Source organism: Sphingomonas sp. LM7, assembly GCF_002002925.1.
Taxonomy (GTDB): domain Bacteria; phylum Pseudomonadota; class Alphaproteobacteria; order Sphingomonadales; family Sphingomonadaceae; genus Sphingomonas.
This window is the reverse complement of record NZ_CP019511.1, coordinates 60,267-79,570: the sequence shown is the minus strand read 5'-3', so window position 1 is coordinate 79,570 and position 19,304 is coordinate 60,267. Positions and strand designations below refer to the sequence as shown.

Genomic DNA, 19,304 nt, shown 5'->3' with positions numbered 1-19,304 from the left:
GGGTTCCACTGTTCCTGATTGGCGCCCCGCACCGGCTGGCCGACATCAACGGGGGGTCGATGCGGCAACCGATGCCGGGCAGCGGCTCGATGGAACCAACAGGCCGGTGCGATCAGGTGCATCGGCCGTCGCCGACCGTTGCCTCGGGATGCAACGGGTTGCATTCGGCGGCACCTCTGGTCAGGCTTGCGATCGGAGGGGTTGCGCAATGTCGGACGGCTTTGGAGATCGGCTCACGCTGGCGCTGAAGGCGCTGTCGATGAGCCGCGGACGGCTCGCCGCAGAGCTGGAGGTCGATAAGTCGCTGGTCGGGCGATGGGCGTCGGGCACCGTCCGTCCGTCGAGCCACAATCTCGAGCGGCTCACCCGGCTCCTCGCCGAAAAGCATCCCGGGCTGACCTTGCTCGACTGGGATCGCGAGCTTGCCGATTTCGCCGCCTTGTTCGGGATCGATCTGGTGAGTCCACCGCTCGATCGGCCGTCCGGGATCGAGCTTCCCGCCGAAACGCTCGACGCCGCCTATGGATCGACCAGACTGCGTGGCGATGCGTATGAGGGATTCTGGCGCGCGACCCACCCGGCGATCATCGCACCCGGCCGGTTCTTCCACGAACACGGCATGATCCGCCGAAGCGGATCAGGGTTCCTGCGGTTCGAGCTCGGCGGCCCCGATGTTCGCTATGTCGGATCGATATTGCCGATCGAGGGTCAGGTGTTCGTCATCGCCACCGATACCGTCCGGCATCTTCCCTGCTACATGATCTTCAATATCGTCACGATGCCCAAGATCGTGCTGATGGACGGCCTGTTGCTGACCGCGGGCAACGCGATGCGGAATCCATCGGCGTATCCGATCGTGATGGAGCGGATCGGCGATCTCTCCGGCAACGAAGAGGCCGACGACGCCCAGGCCGCGGCGCTGATGACCCGGCCGCAGTTCGTTCAGGACGAGGCGCTCGTCTCGCAAGACATGCGCGCGCATCTGATCCGCAATTTCGGCCCGGACGCAGCAAATTCCGGTGGCGACTTGCTCCTCACGGCCGCCGGGACCCCCGATCTGGCCAAAGTCGTGGCGGCACTCAACTATCCCGGCTGAGCATCACCCGACGGCCTGACGGCAGCAGCACCCGGCGGGCACCGCCGCGACGACTAGGCGAGCCGCACGGCCTCTTCGGCAAGATCGCACAGCGTGACCGCCTCCAGACGGTCGCCCAGCGTTGCATCGATGAAGAAGCTCGCCGCATCGTCACCCATCATTCCCGGGCGGCGGTGGACGGCCGAGCGGGAAAGCGTTTCGAGCCGATCGACTACCAGCCCGTTGAAGCCGCCATTCTTCTCCACCACCAGCACGACAGCATCGAGGCGGGGCTCGGACGCAGCGACTCCGGTGCCTAGATCGAACAGCGGCAGCGGGGCGCCGTTGTAGCTCGCGATGCCCTGAAGCCCCGAACCTTCGCGGTTCAGTCCGGTGCGGGCCTCAGGGAACGGGATGATCTGTCGGACCGACGCGAGCGCGGCGGCGCGACGGCGGTCGCCCGCGATGAACACGAGGAAGGGCTGGCGCTCTTCGGTCGTGGTGGCCCCCGCTGCGGCGCCGCGTGCAGGCGTCGCGCTCTCGCGGCTGAGCGCGCCGATCATGCGGAGTGCATCGCTGCACATCAGTGCTTCGCCGTCGAGCAGCAGATTCTGCCGGCCTTCATGATCGACGATCGCCCCGCGGAACAGCGTCAGCTGCTCGGCGAGCGCCTGCGGGAGCGGCCGGATCGAGCGTTCGGTGATCGGCAGGATCCGCTGGACGCGGTCGATCTTGAGCCCAAGCAGGCGCTTCTCGTCGAGGCGCAGGATGATGACAGCGCCGCCGGGCAGGTCGGATGCGCGTCCCGAAAGGCCGAACAAGGCGAGATCGTCGACGACAGGAACTTCCTGGCCGAGATATTCGACCACGCTTACCCATTTGCTCGACGGCGCCGGGCTCGGGCGAAGCTGGGCATTGGGGACCGTGGCGACCACCAGCCCGGCGTCGAGCGCCAGGTTGGCGCCCGCGACGGTGACCAGCACCACTGCACTGCGATTGCCGGCACCGGCTGCTTCGGGCGCGGGGCGCTGTTCGGCGGCATGCGGCACGCCGGGCAGCGCCAGCACCGCGGCGGGATCGATCAGCCCGACCAGCGCGTCGCCATGCGGAAAGCTGCTCGATACGATGCGGCGATCCTCGGCGACGTTGACGGCGAAAGGCTGGATCGAATCGCGGGCGATCCGGGCGAGGCCCGAGACCGAGTCCATGATGATCCCGATCAGCGCCTGTTCGTGGCGCAGGATGAGCACCACCCCGCCCTCGCCTTCGCGCGCATCGAAGCCGAGCTGGGCTGCGACGTCGAGGACCGGGATCACCCGCCCGCGGATTACGATCGAGCCGGTGGAGATGTCCGCGCCCGAGAAGCTGGGCTGCAGCTTGGCAGGCAGCGGCACGACTTCGCGAACGCTGTCTGCCGGAACGGCGAGTTCGCGGCCGCATAGCTGGACCAGGCCGACATCGATCTGGCCCGGCTCGGCATCCTCGAGCAGCGCGACGGCATCGGCCACGCCGATCGCGGTTGCCGCATCGGCTGCGTCGAACGCGATTATTTCGTCAGCCGCGTCGAACGCGGCGGGCGCGTTCATCCGTGGGCCTGCGTCGAGGAGGCAAGCTCGCCGATCATGTCGACGACCTTGAGCGTGACTTCTTCCTGCGTATCGGCAGATTCGGCGATCTGGTTGATCGAGCGCGCGGTCTTCTCGACGCTCTTCACAATGCCCTCGAACGCGTCGCGGGCGCTCTGCGAACGCTCGGTGCCATGGGTGACGCGCTCGCTCGATTCCTCGATCAGGCGCGAGATTTCGGTCGCGGCCTCGGCGCTCCGCTCGGCGAGCTTGCGGACTTCCTCGGCGACGACCGAGAAGCCGACGCCATGTTCGCCGGCGCGCGCCGCTTCGATCGCGGCGTTGAACGCGAGCAGGTTGGTCTGGCTGGCGAGTTCGCCGATCACGCCGACGATCTTGGCGATCTGGCCCGACGACTTGCTGATCAGTTCGATCGATTCGATTGCGTTGTTGATCGCGGCACTGCCCTGGGTAGCGGCGCTCTCGGTCTCGCCGGCAAGCGACGAAGCGCCCTGGGCACCTTCGGAGATGCTGGCGATCGACTTGGTCAGCTGGCTGACCATGCCGTGCATTTCCTGGCTCTTGGTGGCGATCTTTGTCTCCAGCTCGACCTGCGCCGAGATGTCATAGGCGTGCTTGATGACGCGGACCGGCTTGCCCGACAGATCGTAGACCGGGCTGTAGCTCGCCTGGATATGCACGTCGCGGCCGTATTTGCCGAGGCGGTGGAAGCGCCCGGTATGCGTCTCGCCCGCGTTCAGGCGGCGCCAGAAATCGCCATATTCCTTCGACTTGAGATAGTCGGGCATGCAGAACATGCTGTGGTGCTGGCCGACGATCTCGCGCAGCGAATAGCCCATCACCGCGAGGAAATTGCCGTTCGCGGTGAGCACGGTGCCGTCGAGGTCGAACTCGATCGTCGCCTGGCTGCGCTCGATTGCGTCGAGGCGGTTTTCCACTTCGATCGAGCGGAGCTTGTCCTCGGTCACGTCCATTGCATAGGTGACGAGCTTGTAGGGCTTGCCACAAGTATCCAGTATTGGATTCACGGTGGCGCGGATCCAGACCTCGCGACCACCCTTGGCGATCCGCTTGAATTCGCCCGAGAGGAACTCGCCCTGCGATACACCCTCGGCGCGCTGGCGATAGGCTTCGCTCGCCGCCACTTCGGGAGCGATCAGCATGCGCTGGTCCTTGCCACGGATCTCCTCGATCGAATAGCCGAGCACCTTGAGGAAGTTCTCGTTGGCGTAGAGCACGGTGCCGTCGAGGGCAGTCTCGAGCACGCACTCGGCGCGGCTGATCGCATCGACCTTGCCCTGGAATTCGAGCGCCTTCAATTTCGCGTCGGTCATGTCGCTGGCATATTCGACGACCTTCCACGGCTTGCCGTCGAGGTCGAGGATCGGGTTGAAGCTGGCATAGACCCAGATCTCGCGGCCGTCCTTGGTCACGCGGCGGAAGTCGCCGGACTCGGATTCGCCGCGGCCCATCTTGTACCAGAACTGGCGATAGTCCTGGTGGATGTGGCAGCCGGGGTGCGTGGTCTCTTCGTGGTGCAGGCCCTCGAGCTCTTCGCGGCGATAGCCGAACATCGCGCAGAACATCTCGTTGCCGTTGAGCAGTTTGCCCGACAGGTCATATTCGGCGACGCCGTGCTGGCGGCCGACCGCTTCGACCTTGCCTTCGGCCTCGGCCGCGGCGAGGCGCTGCGCCGTGACGTCCATCGCGTACTTGACGATCTTCACCGGGCGGCCACGCAGATCGAGGATCGGATTGTAGGTCGCCTGGATCCAGACTTCCTTGCCGCCCTTGGCGAGCCGCTTGAACGCACCCGAATGATATTCGCCGCGACTAAGCTTCTCCCAGAACTGGGCATATTCGGACGAGCGGCCCTGCTCCGCAGTGCAGAACATGCGGTGGTGCTGGCCCTCGATCTCGGCCAGCTTGTAGCCGGTGACGTTGAGGAAATTCTCGTTGGCGGTGAGCACGTTGCCGCCGAGATCGAACTCGATCACTGCCTGGGCGCGGCTGATCGCCGAGAGCAGGCCCTCGTGCAGGATGCTTTCCTGCTTGGTGTCGGTGACGTCCATCGCGATCTTGATGATGCGCACCACGGTCTCGCCTTCGAGCACCGGATAGTATTTGGCGCGGATCCAGACTTCGCGGCCGCCCTTGGCAACGCGCTTGAATTCGCCGTCCTTGGCGTTGCCGCTGCGCAAGCCGAGCCAGAACAGCTCATATTCCGGGCTGCCGGCGAAGGCGGTGTCGCAAAACAGGCTGTGATGCTGGCCGATCACTTCCTCGGGCGCATAGCCCATGAAGCTCAGGAACAGCTCGTTGGCGCGAAGCACGGTGCCGTCGGGCGAGAATTCGATTACCGCCTGCGACTGGTCGAGCATCATTCCGAGCTGGCGAAGCATGGCCTCGGCCGACTGGGCGACGGACTTGTCGACGGGCTGGTGCGCGTTTGCAGTCATGCGGGCGGTCATCCTCTACTCAGCGGTCCAGGATGGGTGCGCCTCGAACTATTCGAGTATTCGCAAGTATCTGACCGACCCCATATTATAGGCGGTAAGCGCTCTCCGATCGGTCGATAGGTAAACCTACGGAGAGCGCTCGACCTCACCTTGCGGGCCGGCGGTGTGACCTTCGTCTAGAAGCGGGCGCGCACCCCGCCATAGAAGCGCCGGCCATAGGTCTCGATGATCGTGCGGCGGTAGATGCTGTTGGCATTCTCGGCGCGGACCGCGTTGGTCAGGTTCACGCCTTCGAAGAACAGCGACACGTTCTGGTTGAGGTTGACGCCGGCCGAGGCATCCACCTGGCCGAATGCCTCGCCGAATTCGGGGTTGTTGCCGCGCCCGCGCGAGGTGATCAGATATTTGGACCGCCAATTGTACGACAGCCGCGCGCTGAACACGCTGTCCTCGTAAAAGCCCGACAGATTGTAGCTGTGCTTCGACAGCCCCGGGAAGGACAGCGCGCCGCCGGTAAAGGCATCGCGATCGGCGTACCCCGAATCCTTCGAGTACGTATAGTTGGCGATCACCCCGAGATTGCCGAGTGCGCCGGGCAGGAAGTCGAGTACATATTGCCCGCCGACTTCGGCGCCGTTGATCGTCACCTTGCTCGTTCCGTTGATCGGCACGGTGACGTTATAGGTAACACCCGTCGTCGGCTCGACATAGGCTTCGCTGCCGTTCTGAATGAACGATCCGATCTCCTTGCGGAAATAGGTTGCCGAGACATAGCCGGTGCTGGTGGGATAATATTCGATCCCGAGATCATATTGCCGCGCGCGATAGGGCTCGAGGCCGGGATTGCCGCGCGAGCCGGTGAGCCCGACGGCGTCGAGCGCAAAGCGCGGCGCGAGCTGCGCCGGCGAAGGGCGCGCCAGCACTTCGGTCGCCGTCGCCCGAACCTGAAGCTTGTTCGGGATCAGCTCGGCCTTGAGGTTCAGCGAGGGCAGGAACTCGGTATAATGCCCCTCGAACGACACCGGCGTAACCACGCCGGCCCGCACCTGGAAGCCATCCGAAGTCGTCCGCGTATCGACCACGCGGATACCCGCCACGCCGGTGATCCGCACGCCGCCCTCGATCGCGAACGCCGCCTGGCCATAGCCGGCGAGATTGTCGTCCTTCACTTCCCAGGTATCGAGCGGCACTGAATTGCCGAAGGGATCGGGAATGCCGACCGCGTCGGCGACGTCCATGCCCAAATTGAGCCAGCGCCGGATGCCGCCGTCATAGCCAAGATTGCCGTTGCCGAAAAAGTCGTGGTCGCCAAGCCCGGCATTGGCACTGACCAAGTCGCGGATCTGCTGGGTGAGCTGCGCCGAAGGCACGGTGGAGACCGTCACGTTCGAGCTGACGCCGGTGGCATAGCTGTTGGTGATCGTCTGGCCGTTATAGCCGTTCAGCGTGACCGACTTGTCGTAGAAACGGCTGTCGGCGGTCAGCACGCGCTTCTGGACCCCCGCCTTGAGCGAGGTGAAGAACCCGCCATCGGGCTTGAACTCGGCATCCAGCCGGCCGTCATATTCCTCCTGATCGTTGTAGCGCGGGCGGCGCAGCACGATCAGCTGGTTGAGCCCCGCCGTGGTGGTCTGGTCGAACGGCAGCGTGATGTTGGGCGCCTGCTGGTCATTGTCGTAATCGATCGTCAACGACGAGATGCCGAGCGCACCCGCGGTTGCGTTGATTTCGTTGTTGTACGCGCGCGACTTGGCATAGCCGCCGCGCGCCTGGAGCGTGAAGCGGCCCATCGTCCAGTCGAAGCCGGTCTGGCCGTTGAAGGTGTTGCGGTCCTGGGTGCCCAGGATGTTGCGATAGCTGACGCCTAGCCCGCCCGGGGCGGCGAGCGATCCGATGAAGGTGACGCTGGTCGCAGTGTCGTCAGGCCCGATCGTCGTACGCGAGCGATCGACGCCGCCGTCCACGACGTTCTGGACGGTGTTGAGCTGGAGGAACTGGCTGTCCAGCGTCATCCGCGACTTGGTATAGGTGCCTTCGATGAACGCGCGGAAATCGCTGTCCGGGCGCCATTCGAATACGCCGCTGATCGCGCCACGCTTGGTCGATTCGCGATTGATCACCGGACGCGGGATGTCCGGATAGAAATCGCCGCTGCCGTCGCCGTTGAGATCGAGCGCCTGCACGCCCGGGGTCGCCGGATCGCGATCGATCTGGCGCCAGCCGGTGGTGCGCATCTGATCGTACCACAGGCTGCGCTTTTCGAAGGTCGCCGAGACCAGGATGCCCATCGTGTCGTTGTTGAACAGCGTGCTGCCGATCAGCGCGACCTTGGGATCGACCTTGTCGGCCAGCGTCCCGTAAATGCCCTGAACCGAACCGGCGATGAAGGGCACCTTGCTGTCGAACGGCCGGCGCGTGATCACGCGCACGGTGCCGCCGAGACCGCCTTCGACCATGTCCGCGGTCGCCGACTTGACCACTTCGACGCGCGATACGAACTCCACCGGCAAATCGCGGAACTCGACGGCGCGGCCGCTGCCGACCACGGTCGAAAGCGCGGTCTGCCCGTTGATCTCGACGCGGTTGAGCGAAGGATCGGCGCCGCGGATCGAGACACTCTGCCCCTCGCCCGCAGCACGGGTGATCTGCACGCCGGTGACGCGCTGGAGCGCCTCGCCGATATTCTTGTCGGGAAACTTGCCGATATCCTCGGCCGAAATCGCATCGACCACCTGCGCGGAGTTGCGCTTGACGCTCTGCGCGTCGGCAAGGCTCTGGCGGATGCCGGTCACGACGATTTCGCCGCCCTCGTCCTCAGCCGGCGCCTCGGCATTCTCGGCCGGCGGCTGCGTCTCGGTCTGGGCGTAAGCCGTTGTGGAAAACGCCAATGCCCAGGTCAGCGCGGCAGCGCTCGTCATGGTGCGAGTCGAACGACGGAGCTTCATCAACCTCTCCTCTCGAGCGCCTGCTTTTGTACGCAGTGTCACTAACAGCGGCGGATTGCCGCGGGCAGACCGCTACATCATATGGGACGCACTAGCAATATTTGACATTCCAGCAATAAAGCCCAGCATGCCGGACAGCGGCGCATCGGCTGGCCACGCTAGCCAGACCGAGTGCCAGGCCACGCGGAGAGGACGGCATGGGATTGAGGATCGCAGCACGCTGGCTCGCCCTCGCGGCGATCGCCGCTCCGGTTGGCGTGCAGGCTCAGGCAAGCGACGACTCGCTGTGGCAATCCTTCCTGACACCGCCGCCCGAGGCGCGCCCGATGATGCGCTGGTGGTGGTTCGGTCCGTCGGTCAACGAGGCGGAAATCGACCGCGAGATTCGCGCGATGAAGGCTGGCGGGTTCGGCGGCTTCGAAGTCCAGCCGGTCTATCCGCTGAGCCCCGACGATGCGTCCACCGGCATACGCAACCTGCCCTGGCTTTCCGACGACTTCCTCGCCGCGCTCCGCCATGCCGCGCAGACCGCGCAGGTCGAAGGCATGCGGATCGACGTCACCGGCGGCAGCGGCTGGCCCTATGGCGGGCCGCACATACCCGTCACCCAGGCAGCGGCGAGCATCCGCATGATGCGCGTGCCCGTCCCCGCGGGCGCGACCGACTTCGCCGTACCGGCGCTGGGTCCGGGGGAGACACTGGTATCGGCGATGATCGGTCCCGACGATGCTTCCCAGCATTTGATCCCCATATACGGGCCTCGGGCGACGGTGCGTCCCGGCGCGGTGCCGCGCGAGGCCCTGTTGTTCGTCGCCGGACGGACCGGCCAGCAGGTCAAACGCGCTGCGGTCGGTGCCGAAGGCTATGTCCTCGATCATCTCGACTCCGCCGCGATCGCGAACCACCTGACCACTGTGGGCGACCGGCTGCTCTCGGCCTTCTCGGGCATGGCGCCGCCCTATGCCTTCTTCTCGGACAGCCTCGAATCCTATGGATCGAGCTGGACCGGCGACTTGCCCGCCGAGTTCGCCAGACGCCGCGGCTATGACTTGCTGCCGCATCTGCCGGCGCTGTTCCTCGACACGCCCGAGAGTGCCGCAGTGCGCTTCGACTGGGGTCGGACGCTCGCCGAACTGACCGGCGAACGCTATCTCGCTACGATCGACAGCTGGGCGAAGCAACGCGGCACGCGTTTCCGCGTCCAGGCGTATGGCACCCCGCCGACGCTGCTTTCGGGCAACGCGCTGGTCGCCTTGCCCGAGGGCGAAGGCGCGAACTGGCGCGAATTCAATTCGACGCGCTGGGCAACCTCGGGCGCGCATCTATACGGCAAGCCAGTGATCTCGTCCGAGACCTGGACCTGGCTGCATTCGCCTTCCTGGGCAGCGAGCCCGCTCGACATGAAGGTTGAGGCCGACCGCCATTTTCTGCAGGGCGTCAACCAGCTGATCGGCCATGGCTGGCCCTATTCCCCGCCGGGTGTGCCCGAGCCGGGCTGGGCATTCTACGCCGCCGCCGCGCTCAACGACCATAATCCCTGGTACGGCGCGATGCCCGAACTTACCCGCTATCTGCAGCGCGTGTCGCATCTGCTGCGGCTGGGCGAGCCGGCAAATGGCGTCGCGGTCTATTTGCCGACCGAGGATGTGCTTGCCGCGATGAAGCCGCAGGCGGCATCGGTGAACGACGCGATCGGGCACCGCCTTACCGAGACTGTGGTGACTCAGGTGCTGGATGCCGGCCATGGTTTCGACTTCGTCGATGCCGGGGCAATCGGCGCCCCCGGCTTCCGTCACCGCGTGCTGGTGCTCCCACGCCTCGATCGTATCGACCCTGCCGCCTATGCCGCGATCGAGCGCTGGGCGCGCCGGGGCGGAAAGCTCATCGCCATCGATCGCCTGCCCGACAATGCCGGTGGGCTGCGGGACGATGCCGCGCGCACGGCAGTGCGCCGGCTGTCGCAGCGCCTGCGCGGCCGCACGACGATCGTCGCCGTGTCGGATCTCGGCCGCGCCGTGACGCAGGCCGCGGCGCCGGATGTCGCGCTCGCCGCCCCCGCCCCCGATCTCGGCTTCGTCCACCGCACGCTGCCGCAGGGCGCGCTGTATTTCATCGCCAACACCGGCAACACGCCGATACGCACCAGCGCACGCTTCGCCGGTGACCGTGGCAACGGCAGCTGGTGGGATGCGATGACCGGCAAGCGCTGGGCGGCAGGCAGCGGCGACATCGCGATCGACTTGGCGCCCTACCAATCACGCTTCCTGATATTCACCGGCCAACAGTCCCGCGCCACACCGCTGGACGCGACGTCCAGTCAATCGCTGACCGGTACGTGGCGCATGACCATCGCGGGCCAGGCCGAGCGCAGTCTCGCCAGGCTCGGATCCTGGGCCGACGATCCCGAACTGCGCTTCTTCTCCGGCACCGCGACTTACCGCCTGCGCTTCGATGCCACCCCGACGACCGGCAAATGCTTCGCGCTGGACTTCGGCCCCGGAGTGCCGCGCGCGGCGTCGCCGGGCACGCGTTCGACACGTCCCTTCGCCGCGATCGATGCGCCGGTCCGCGATGCGGCGATCGTGCGGCTAAACGGACAGCCGGTCGGCACGGTGTTCGCGCCGCCCTATCGGCTCGATGTCAGCGATGCGCTGCGCAAGGGCGAGAATCTGCTCGAAGTCGCGGTTTCGAACACGATGGTCAATCAACTCGCCGGGCGTCCGCCGGCCGACTTCCGGCTGCTGAACGCACGCTATGGCGAACGCTTCCAGAATCAGGACCAAGGCAAGGTCGCGCCCGCCCCCTCCGGCCTGCTCGGTCCAGTCAGCTTGGTCGAGGCACACGCGTCGGAGCGGCCCTGCGGAGCGTGAGCCGGCATTTACGGCTTGCGTTGGCCCGGGCGAGTGCCATCATGTGGCACCAGATGCCACAGATTGAGCGCATCGGACGAGACCGGCGGGAATGCCGGCGGGCCAATGGAGGGGAAAATGCCACACCGCGCGATCTATATTGCCATGCTGCCGCTGACGGTCGTGCTCGCATCCGCGGCGCAGGCACAGCTCGCCGCGCCTTCGGGCGGGATGCACCGCGACGCAGTGACCGACGTCGCCGACGCCCCTACCCGTCTCAAGCCCGCCTATCCGGTCCCCTATGGCCGCCCGTCGGAAGCGGCGGTCAAGGCTGTGATGGACCGCGTGTTCGACTATGTCGAACGCGAGACTTCGACTGCGCTCGTCGACGCGGCCGGCAAGGAACGGCAATTCCGTTCGGCCTATCGCCTGACCAGCTATGAATGGGGCGTAACCTATTCCGGAGCGCTACTTTCCGGTGATGTCACCGGCGACACACGCTACACCCGCTACGTCGCCGACCGGCTCGGCACCGTGGTCGATACGGCAGCCCGCTATCGCAAGCAGAAGGTCGCGGCCGAGCGGACGCCGGTCCGCCAGATGCTGGCCCCGGACAGGCTCGATGATACCGGCGCGATGGCGGCGGCGCTGATCAAGGCGCAGCGCGCCGGCGTCGTTCCGCAGGGCCGCGGCCAGATCGACGTCTATCTCGACTGGATCGCCAACCGCCAGTTCCGCCTGTTCGACGGCACGCTCGCCCGGCAGGTTCCGATGCCGAGCAGCCTGTGGCTCGACGATCTCTACATGAGCGTGCCTGCGCTCGCGCAGATGGGCGCGCTCACCGGCGAGCGGCGCTATTTCGACGATGGCGTCCGCCAGATCCTGCAATTCTCGCAGCGCATGTTCGTCAAGGAACAGGGTCTCTACCGCCACGGCTGGGTCGACGGCATGGACCCGCACCCCAGCTTCTTTTGGGGACGGGCGAACGGCTGGGCGATCATGGCGACGGTCGAGCTGCTCGACGTGTTGCCTGCCGACCACCCCGGCCGGCCGGCGATCCTGGAATTGCTGCGCGCGCACGCCGCCGGGCTGGCGCGGCGCCAGTCGGGCACGGGGCTGTGGCACCAGCTGCTCGATCGCCCGGACAGCTATCTCGAAACCTCGGCCACGGCGATGTATGCCTTTGCGCTGGCCCGCGCGGTTAATCGCGGCTGGCTCGACCGGCGCGTCTATTCGCCGGTGGCGGTGCTCGCCTGGAACGCGGTCACGACCAAGGTCAACGCCGCGGGCGAAGTCGAGGACGTCTGCGTCGGCACCGGCATGGGCTTCGAACCGGCCTTTTATTATTACCGCCCGCGCCATGTGCGCGCGGCGCATGGCTATGGGCCGGTGCTGCTGGCGGGCGCGGAAGTCATCGCGCTGCTGCGCAAGGATCCTGCCGGGCCGCGCGAGAATCTCGTATTCCGCTGAGGATTACAGCGCGGCCATATAGTCCTGGCCACTGTGCAGGCGCTCCAGGTCCCGCCGGGGCGGGGCGCCGAAAAGCCGGTGATATTCGCGCGTGAATTGCGACTGGCTGTCATAGCCGACGGCGAAGCCCGCCGCGCCTGCCGCTACTCCTTCCGCCATCATCAGCCGCCGCGCTTCCTGCAGACGCAGCTGCTTTTGATATTCGAGCGGCGTCATCCGGGTGACCGCCTTGAAATGCGCGTGCAGCGATGACGGGCTCATTCCGGCCGCGGCGGCGATGTCGCCGATGCGCAGCTGTTCGTGAAAGCTCCCGCGAATCTTGGCGATTGCCCGGGTGACCTGGTTCAGGCGGCTGTCCGCCACTGCCATGTGGCGCAGCATCGCGCCATGCGGTCCGGTCAGCAGCCGATACAGGATCTCGCGCTCGATAAGCGGAGCCAGAACCGGAATATCCCAAGGCCGGTCCAACAACCCGACAAGGCGGCATGCCGCGTCGATCAGGTCGGGATCGCCCGGATACACCGCCAGCGCCGGCAATGCTGCGGCACCCGATCCGCCGGCATCGCCAAGGATCAGCTCGGCCAATGCCGCCTGATCGAAGTCGATCTTGCAGCACAGATAGGGAGCGTCGCGGCTCGCCTCGGTGACATGACCCACCAGCGGCAGGTCGACCGAGACCAGAAGATAGCGCGACGCGTCGTACACCACGCTGTGATCCCCGAGCGACACGCGCTTGGCACCTTGGGCGATCAGGCAAAGCGATGCCTCGTAGACCGAAGGCACCGGCACCGTCGGGCGATCCGCCCGGATCAGCGAAAGACGCGTCATGGCCGTACCGAACATGCCGGATTCCGGTACATGTTGCGCAATGCGTGCGGCGAGCTCGGCGATCCTGTCCATGCCGCCGGTTTCCACCAAGCGCGCCGATGCAGCAAGCCCCCGCCGGCAAATTCGGAGGATCGTGCAAATCGTTCGGCGGATCGCTCTAACGGTCGCACGTTCGGCCGCCCCATCTACGGCACAGCCAAGAAGGAGCAAATCATGACTGGAGTTACCGACAAGACCGTGCTGATCACCGGCGCCTCGAGCGGCATCGGCGAGGCGACCGTTCGCGAACTGGCCGCCGCCGGCGCCCGCCTGTTCATCGGCGCGCGACGCACCGACCGATTGCAGGCGCTGGCAGAGGAACTGGGCCCGCACGTGGCCTGGCAGGCGCTGGACGTCACCGATCCCGCCAGCTTCGACGCTTTCGCCGCTGCTGCCGAGGCGGCGTTCGGAGGCATCGATGTCCTGGTCAACAATGCCGGGATCATGCCGCTGTCGCCGCTGGCCGCGGGCAAGCGCGACGAGTGGACACGGATGATCGACGTCAACATCCACGGCGTGCTTAACGGCATCGCATCGGTGCTTCCCCGCTTCGTCGCGCAGAAGCACGGGCACATTGTCAACGTCGCCTCGATCGGCGCGCATCTGGTGGTGCCCACGGGTGCGGTCTATTGCGCAACCAAATATGCCGTCTGGGCGATCACCGAGGGGCTCCGGCAGGAGCATGACGACATCCGCGCGACGGTCATTTCCCCCGGCGTCGTCGAAACCGAACTGGGCAACGACATCACCGATGCGCAGGTCGCAGCCAGCCTCAAGGACTGGCGCAAGAAGTCGCTGACGCCGGACGCGATCGCCCGGGCCATCCGCTATGCGCTCGAACAGCCCGAAGGCGTCGATATCAACGAAGTGATCGTGCGCCCGACCGCAGCAAATATGTAGCCCTGGCCTAGGCCGACCGCGCCTCGCGGAAGGAGACCAGCCGTCCGGCATCCTCGTCCCACAGGACCAGCCGGACCAGCCTGAAGCTCTGCCCGAGCGTCAGGCGGTTGATCGCCGCGAGCTCGGGTCGGCTGCGGAGGACTGCGGGGAGGGTGTAGAATGGCACGGTGCTGCAAAGGTGGTGAATGTGGTGCAAACCGATATTCGCGGTGAACCAGCGCAGTACGGGCGGCAGCACATAATGCGAGCTGCCATACAGCGCCGCTTCGTGAAACTTCCAGCCCTCGTCCCCGCTCCAGTAGGTGTCCTCGAACTGGTGCTGGACATAGAACAGCCACACGCCGACCGACGCGGCGATCAGCGTGATCGGCACCTGGATCAGCAGGAACGGGCCAAGTCCCACGAGAAGGATCAGGCCCGTCCACAGCAGCAGGATCGCGGCATTGGTTCCCATCGTGCTGATCCACGGCCGCCAGCCGGCGCGCAGCATCCCGATCGGGAGCCGATGCTGCGCGAAGAACACGAAGACCGGCCCAAGTCCGAACAGGACGAACGGATTGCGGTACATCCGGTAGCGCAATCGTCCCCACGGCCCGAGACCGGCATATTCGCGCACCGTGAGCGTCGCCACGTCACCGATCCCGCGCCGATCGAGATTGCCGGTGCCGGCATGATGGATCGCATGCGTGCGGCGCCAATATTCATACGGGCTCAGCGTGAACATGCCGATGCAGCGCCCGACCCAGTCGTTCGCGCGCCGCCCCTTGAAGAACGCGCCATGCCCGCAATCATGCTGGATGAGGAACAGCCGCAAGAGGAAGCCGGCGGCGGGAACCGACAGCAGCAGCGTGATGGCATAATGGATGTCGAGCGACAGCCACATCAGCAGCCACAACGCCGCCAGCGGCACCGCGCTCACGGCCAGTTCCCACGACGCCCGGACATTGTCCGATGCGCGAAAGGCGGCGACGTGCCGCGAGACCTCCTTCAGATTGAGCGCCGCGTCCACCGGATCGCCGCCTGACGGCGCGACGCTCGGGGAGATTACACCTGTCAACATGGGGTCAGAAGCGCCTGGATTGGTGGAAAGGCTGAAACCGGAGCAGCGCGCCCTTTTGGGCCCGTCGCTCCGCGAACGAAGAAGGCCCTAAACGATTGCTGCGCCCCAAAAGTGCCTCCACATAGATATCAGGGACACTCGCACGGACGCGGGCGGCGTCCGCACTCGAAGCGCCGATCCGCGGCTGTATGGCGGATATTGGTAATATTGCCACCCTTCCCGATCGAGATTCCGCGATCGAACGCCGGCGAGCCGCCTGATATTCGCGATCCGGCCGGGGATGACGGGATTTGGGTTGCCGTCACGCCACCGCCGGCAGCCGATCGAGAAATTTATCGAGCGTGATCGGATAGTTGCGAACCCGCACGCCGGTGGCGTTGTATACCGAATTGGCCACCGCCGCGCCGACGCCGCAGATACCGAGCTCGCCGACGCCCTTGGCCTTCATCGGCGACGACATCGGATCGGTCTCGTCCAGGAAGACCACTTCCTGGTGCGGGATATCGGCGTGGACCGGCACTTCGTAGCCGGCAAGGTCGTGGTTGACGAAGAAGCCGAAGCGCTTGTCGATCGCCAGTTCCTCCATCAGCGCCGCGCCCGCGCCCATCGTCATCGCGCCGATCACCTGGCTGCGCGCCGACTTGGGATTGAGGATGCGGCCTGCCGCGCACACCGCGAGCATCCGGCGAATGCGGATCTCGCCGGTCCAGGCATCGACGGCGGTCTCGACGAAATGCCCGGCGAAGGTCGATTGCTGGGCTTTCTTCGCAAGGTCGCCGAACTCGATCATGTCCTCGACGACGATCTCGCCCCCGGCCGCGGCCTTGGCGAGCGGCGCGCTGCGATTGCCCGAACGCACCTTGCCGCCGGCGAAAACCGCATCCGCCGAATTGAAGCCGAGCTTCTGCGCCGCCGCCTCGCGCAGCTTGATACAGGCGGCATAGACGCCCGCGGTCGCGCTGTTGGCGCCCCACTGCCCGCCCGAGCCGGCCGAGACCGGGAAGCTCGAATCGCCGAGCTTCACGTCGATCCGGTCGAGTGGCAGGCCCATCATCTCGGCCGCGGTCTGGGCGATGATGGTATAAGTGCCCGTGCCGATATCGGTCATGTCGGTCTCGACCGTGACGCGACCGGCCGGGCTCAGCCGGACGCGCGCGGCCGACTTCATCGTCAGGTTGTTGCGGAAGCCCGCGGCGACGCCCATCCCGACCAGCCAGCGCCCGTCGCGCACCGCCGCCGGCTTCGCGTTGCGCCTGCTCCAGCCGAAGCGCTCCGCACCCAGGCGGAGACACTCGATCAGCTGGCGCTGCGAAAAGGGCCGTTCGGGCTTTTCGGGATCTACCTGGGTGTCGTTGAGGATGCGGAACTCGATCGGATCGATCCCGAGCTTTTCCGCCATCTCGTCGATCGCGATCTCCAGCGCCATCAATCCCGGCGCCTCGCCGGGCGCGCGCATCGCATTGCCTTCCGGCAAGTCGAGCACCGCCAGCCGCGCGGTGAGCAGCCGGTTGGGCCCGGCATAGAGCAGCCGGGTCTGCTGGATCGCATTCTCGATGCCGCCGCCGGGCAAGTCGCCCGACCAGTTCTCATGGCCGATCGCGGTGATCTTGCCGTCCCGCGTCGCGCCGATGCGGATGCGCTGGATCGTGGCAGGACGGTGCGTGGTGTTGTTGAACATCAGCGGCCGCGGCAGCGCGACCTTGACCGGACGCTTGGCCGCACGCGCACCGAGCGCGGCGAGGATCGCGTCGGCGCGGACGAACAACTTCCCGCCGAAGCCGCCGCCGATATAGGGCGAGATCAGCCGGACCTTGTCCTTGGCCAGGCCGAGCGTCTTGGCGACGTCGCCGACGCTCCAGGCGATCATCTGGTTCGAAGTCCAAAGCGTCAGGCTGTCGCCTTCCCATGCCGCGATAGAGGCATGCGGCTCCATCATCGCATGTGCGTGATCGGGCGTGGTGTAGGTCGCATCGTGCTGGACCGGCGCCGCGGCGAAGGCGCCCGCGAAATCGCCGACCTTGACGTCGGGCTGATCCTTGGTCGGCTCGGCGCCCTCCTTGCCTGCCGCAAGATCGAAGCGACCCTTGCTGCGCGCATAGTCCACGCGGACCAGCGCAGCCGCGGCGCGCGCCTGTTCGAAGCTCTCGGCAACCACCAGCGCGACTGCCTGGTGATAATGCTCGATCTCGGGGCCGCCGAGCAGCTTGGCGGTGTTGAAATTGCCCTTGCCCAGCTTGCCGGCAGTGTCGGCAGTAACGATCGCGAGCACGCCCGGCGCGGCCTTGGCTTCGGTGAGATCGATCGAGACGATTCGTCCCTTGGCGATCGCCGCGCCGACGACATGGCCATAGGCCGGGTCGGCGATCACATCGTGACGTTCATAGGCATAGGGCGCGAGGCCCGTGGTCTTGAGCGGCCCGTCGATCCGATCGGTGGGCTTGCCGATAACCTTGAGCTGGTCGATCGGATTGGTGCCGGCAGGCGTATCGAACTTCATGGCTCAGCCCCTCGCCTGCGCCATCACTGCGCCGAGCGTGCGCTCGACCAGCAGGAGCTTGAATGCATTGTCGTGAGTCGGCTTGGCGCCGGCGAGCAGCCCGGCGGCTACCGCCTTGGCTCCGCGCGGCATTTCGGCTTCGGCCGCCTCGACGCGCCAGGGCTTGTGCGCAACACCGCCGACGGCGACGCGCCCGGTGCCGTCGCGCTGAACGATCGCGCCGACCGAAACGAGCGCAAAGGCATAGGACGCGCGGTCGCGGACCTTTTGATAGATATGCGTGCCGCCGACCGGCTTGGGCAGAGTCACCGCGGTGATGAACTCGCCGGGCTCGAGCGCCGTTTCGATATGCGGGGTATCGCCGGGAAGCCGATGAAACTCGGCGATCGGAATCGTTCGCGTCGCGCCGTCGGGCCTGACCGTCTCGACCGTCGCGTCGAGCGCGCGCATCGCCACCGCCATGTCGCTCGGGTGCGTCGCGATGCACGCGTCGCTCACGCCGACGACGCCCAGCTGGCGGCTATAGCCGCCGATCGCGGCGCAGCCGGTGCCGGGCTTGCGCTTGTTGCACGGCTGATCGGTGTCGTAGAAATAAGGGCAGCGCGTCCGCTGGAGCAGATTGCCCGCAGTGGTCGCCTTGTTGCGCAGCTGGCCCGATGCGCCGGCGAGCAGCGCGCGCGACAGCAAGGCATAGTCCTTGCGCACCCGGCGATCGGCAGCGAGGTCGGTATTGCGCACCAGCGCGCCGATCCTGAGCCCGCCTTCGGATGTCTTCTCGATCGTGTCGAGGCCGACGCCGTTGACGTCGATCAGATGCGTCGGCGCTTCGATCTGGAGCTTCATCAGGTCGAGCAGATTGGTGCCGCCGGCGATGAAGCGGGCGCCCTGGACACGCGCGGCTGCGGAGGCCGCCGCGGCGGGGGTTGTCGCTCGCTCATAGGTGAAGGGTTTCATGCGCGCTTCCCCGCAATTTCGGTGATCGCATCGACGATGTTCGAATAGGCGCCGCAGCGGCAGATGTTGCCGCTCATCCGCTCACGCAGCTCGGCATTGGTCGCGCGGGGCCGCGCGTTGAGGGCGCCGCTCGCATGGCTCGGCACGCCGGCCTTGATCTCGTCGAGCACCGCGACCGCCGAGCATATCTGGCCCGGCGTGCAATAGCCGCACTGATAGCCGTCATGCTTGACGAAGGCCTTTTGCATCGGGTGCAGTTTCTCGGGAGTGCCGAGGCCTTCGATCGTGGTGATCCGGTCGCCGTCGTGCATCACCGCCAGGCTGAGGCAGGAATTGATCCGCCGGCCATCGACGATCACCGTGCACGCGCCGCACTGGCCGTGATCGCAGCCCTTCTTGGTCCCGGTAAGGTGGAGATGCTCGCGCAGCGCGTCGAGCAGCGTCGTGCGGGTATCGACCTCCAGCTCGCGCTTCGCGCCGTTGACCGTCATCGCGACTTTCATTGCACTGGGCCTCGCTTCCGGCAAAGGAGTCTGCGCCCGTGCCGGGGGCACCGTTGCGATCGCGATCGAAGCGCCGCCGCCTGCCAGCACGCCGCGCCGCGTGACGCTGAAATCGTCTTCCCTCATATCGTTCTGCTCC

12 protein-coding genes are annotated in these 19,304 nt (G+C 66.2%); 4 read left to right on the top strand and 8 right to left on the bottom strand.

The window, feature by feature from the left end; all coding sequences use genetic code 11:
- The first annotated feature begins 208 nt into the window (after window positions 1-208).
- Window positions 209-1,096, top strand: coding sequence for a helix-turn-helix transcriptional regulator (locus tag BXU08_RS00305; protein WP_077507457.1), 888 nt, complete (start codon window positions 209-211; stop codon window positions 1,094-1,096).
- A 53-nt stretch (window positions 1,097-1,149) separates the two neighbouring features.
- Here the strand turns inward: BXU08_RS00305 and BXU08_RS00300 are convergent, their stop codons facing one another.
- From BXU08_RS00300 to BXU08_RS00290, 3 genes are all read right to left on the bottom strand, one after another.
- The gene (locus tag BXU08_RS00300) at window positions 1,150-2,661 is read right to left on the bottom strand and encodes a chemotaxis protein CheW (protein WP_077507454.1); all 1,512 of its coding nucleotides are present in this window, start codon (window positions 2,659-2,661) and stop codon (window positions 1,150-1,152) included.
- Window positions 2,658-5,120: a PAS domain-containing methyl-accepting chemotaxis protein gene (locus BXU08_RS00295; RefSeq protein ID WP_077511844.1), complete on the bottom strand. Its 2,463-nt coding sequence runs from the start codon at window positions 5,118-5,120 to the stop codon at window positions 2,658-2,660. The genes BXU08_RS00300 and BXU08_RS00295 overlap by 4 nt, the downstream gene beginning before the upstream one ends.
- A 176-nt stretch (window positions 5,121-5,296) precedes the next feature.
- Entirely contained in the window at window positions 5,297-8,065 is a 2,769-nt protein-coding gene (locus BXU08_RS00290) for a TonB-dependent receptor (protein ID WP_077507452.1), read from the bottom strand.
- A 197-nt stretch (window positions 8,066-8,262) separates the two neighbouring features.
- Between BXU08_RS00290 and BXU08_RS00285 the strand changes: the two genes are divergently transcribed.
- Window positions 8,263-10,935: a glycosyl hydrolase gene (locus BXU08_RS00285; RefSeq protein WP_077507450.1), complete on the top strand. Its 2,673-nt coding sequence runs from the start codon at window positions 8,263-8,265 to the stop codon at window positions 10,933-10,935.
- A 117-nt stretch (window positions 10,936-11,052) separates the two neighbouring features.
- Window positions 11,053-12,384, top strand: coding sequence for a glycoside hydrolase family 105 protein (locus BXU08_RS00280; protein ID WP_216352887.1), 1,332 nt, complete (start codon window positions 11,053-11,055; stop codon window positions 12,382-12,384).
- A gap of 3 nt (window positions 12,385-12,387) precedes the next feature.
- Here BXU08_RS00280 and BXU08_RS00275 read toward each other — a convergent pair whose 3' ends face one another.
- Window positions 12,388-13,284 carry an AraC family transcriptional regulator gene (locus tag BXU08_RS00275; RefSeq protein ID WP_077507448.1) on the bottom strand — a complete coding sequence of 299 codons (897 nt, stop codon included), beginning with the start codon at window positions 13,282-13,284 and terminating at the stop codon, window positions 12,388-12,390.
- Between the two features lie 141 nt (window positions 13,285-13,425).
- Here BXU08_RS00275 and BXU08_RS00270 point away from each other — a divergent pair, with 141 nt between their 5' ends.
- Window positions 13,426-14,151: an SDR family oxidoreductase gene (locus BXU08_RS00270; protein WP_077507446.1), complete on the top strand. Its 726-nt coding sequence runs from the start codon at window positions 13,426-13,428 to the stop codon at window positions 14,149-14,151.
- A 7-nt stretch (window positions 14,152-14,158) separates the two neighbouring features.
- Here BXU08_RS00270 and BXU08_RS00265 read toward each other — a convergent pair whose 3' ends face one another.
- From BXU08_RS00265 to paoA, 4 genes are all read right to left on the bottom strand, one after another.
- Window positions 14,159-15,211 carry a fatty acid desaturase gene (locus tag BXU08_RS00265; RefSeq protein ID WP_077507444.1) on the bottom strand — a complete coding sequence of 351 codons (1,053 nt, stop codon included), beginning with the start codon at window positions 15,209-15,211 and terminating at the stop codon, window positions 14,159-14,161.
- A 301-nt stretch (window positions 15,212-15,512) separates the two neighbouring features.
- Complete coding sequence (paoC, locus tag BXU08_RS00260; RefSeq protein ID WP_077507442.1) at window positions 15,513-17,708, bottom strand: aldehyde oxidoreductase molybdenum-binding subunit PaoC; 2,196 nt, start codon at window positions 17,706-17,708, stop codon at window positions 15,513-15,515.
- 3 nt (window positions 17,709-17,711) lie between these two features.
- On the bottom strand, window positions 17,712-18,662 hold the full coding sequence (locus BXU08_RS00255; RefSeq protein WP_077507440.1) for a xanthine dehydrogenase family protein subunit M: 951 nt from the start codon (window positions 18,660-18,662) through the stop codon (window positions 17,712-17,714).
- Window positions 18,659-19,291 carry an aldehyde dehydrogenase iron-sulfur subunit PaoA gene (gene paoA / locus BXU08_RS00250; protein ID WP_077507438.1) on the bottom strand — a complete coding sequence of 211 codons (633 nt, stop codon included), beginning with the start codon at window positions 19,289-19,291 and terminating at the stop codon, window positions 18,659-18,661. Before paoA ends, BXU08_RS00255 begins: the two co-directional genes overlap by 4 nt.
- Between the last annotated feature and the right edge of the window lie 13 nt (window positions 19,292-19,304).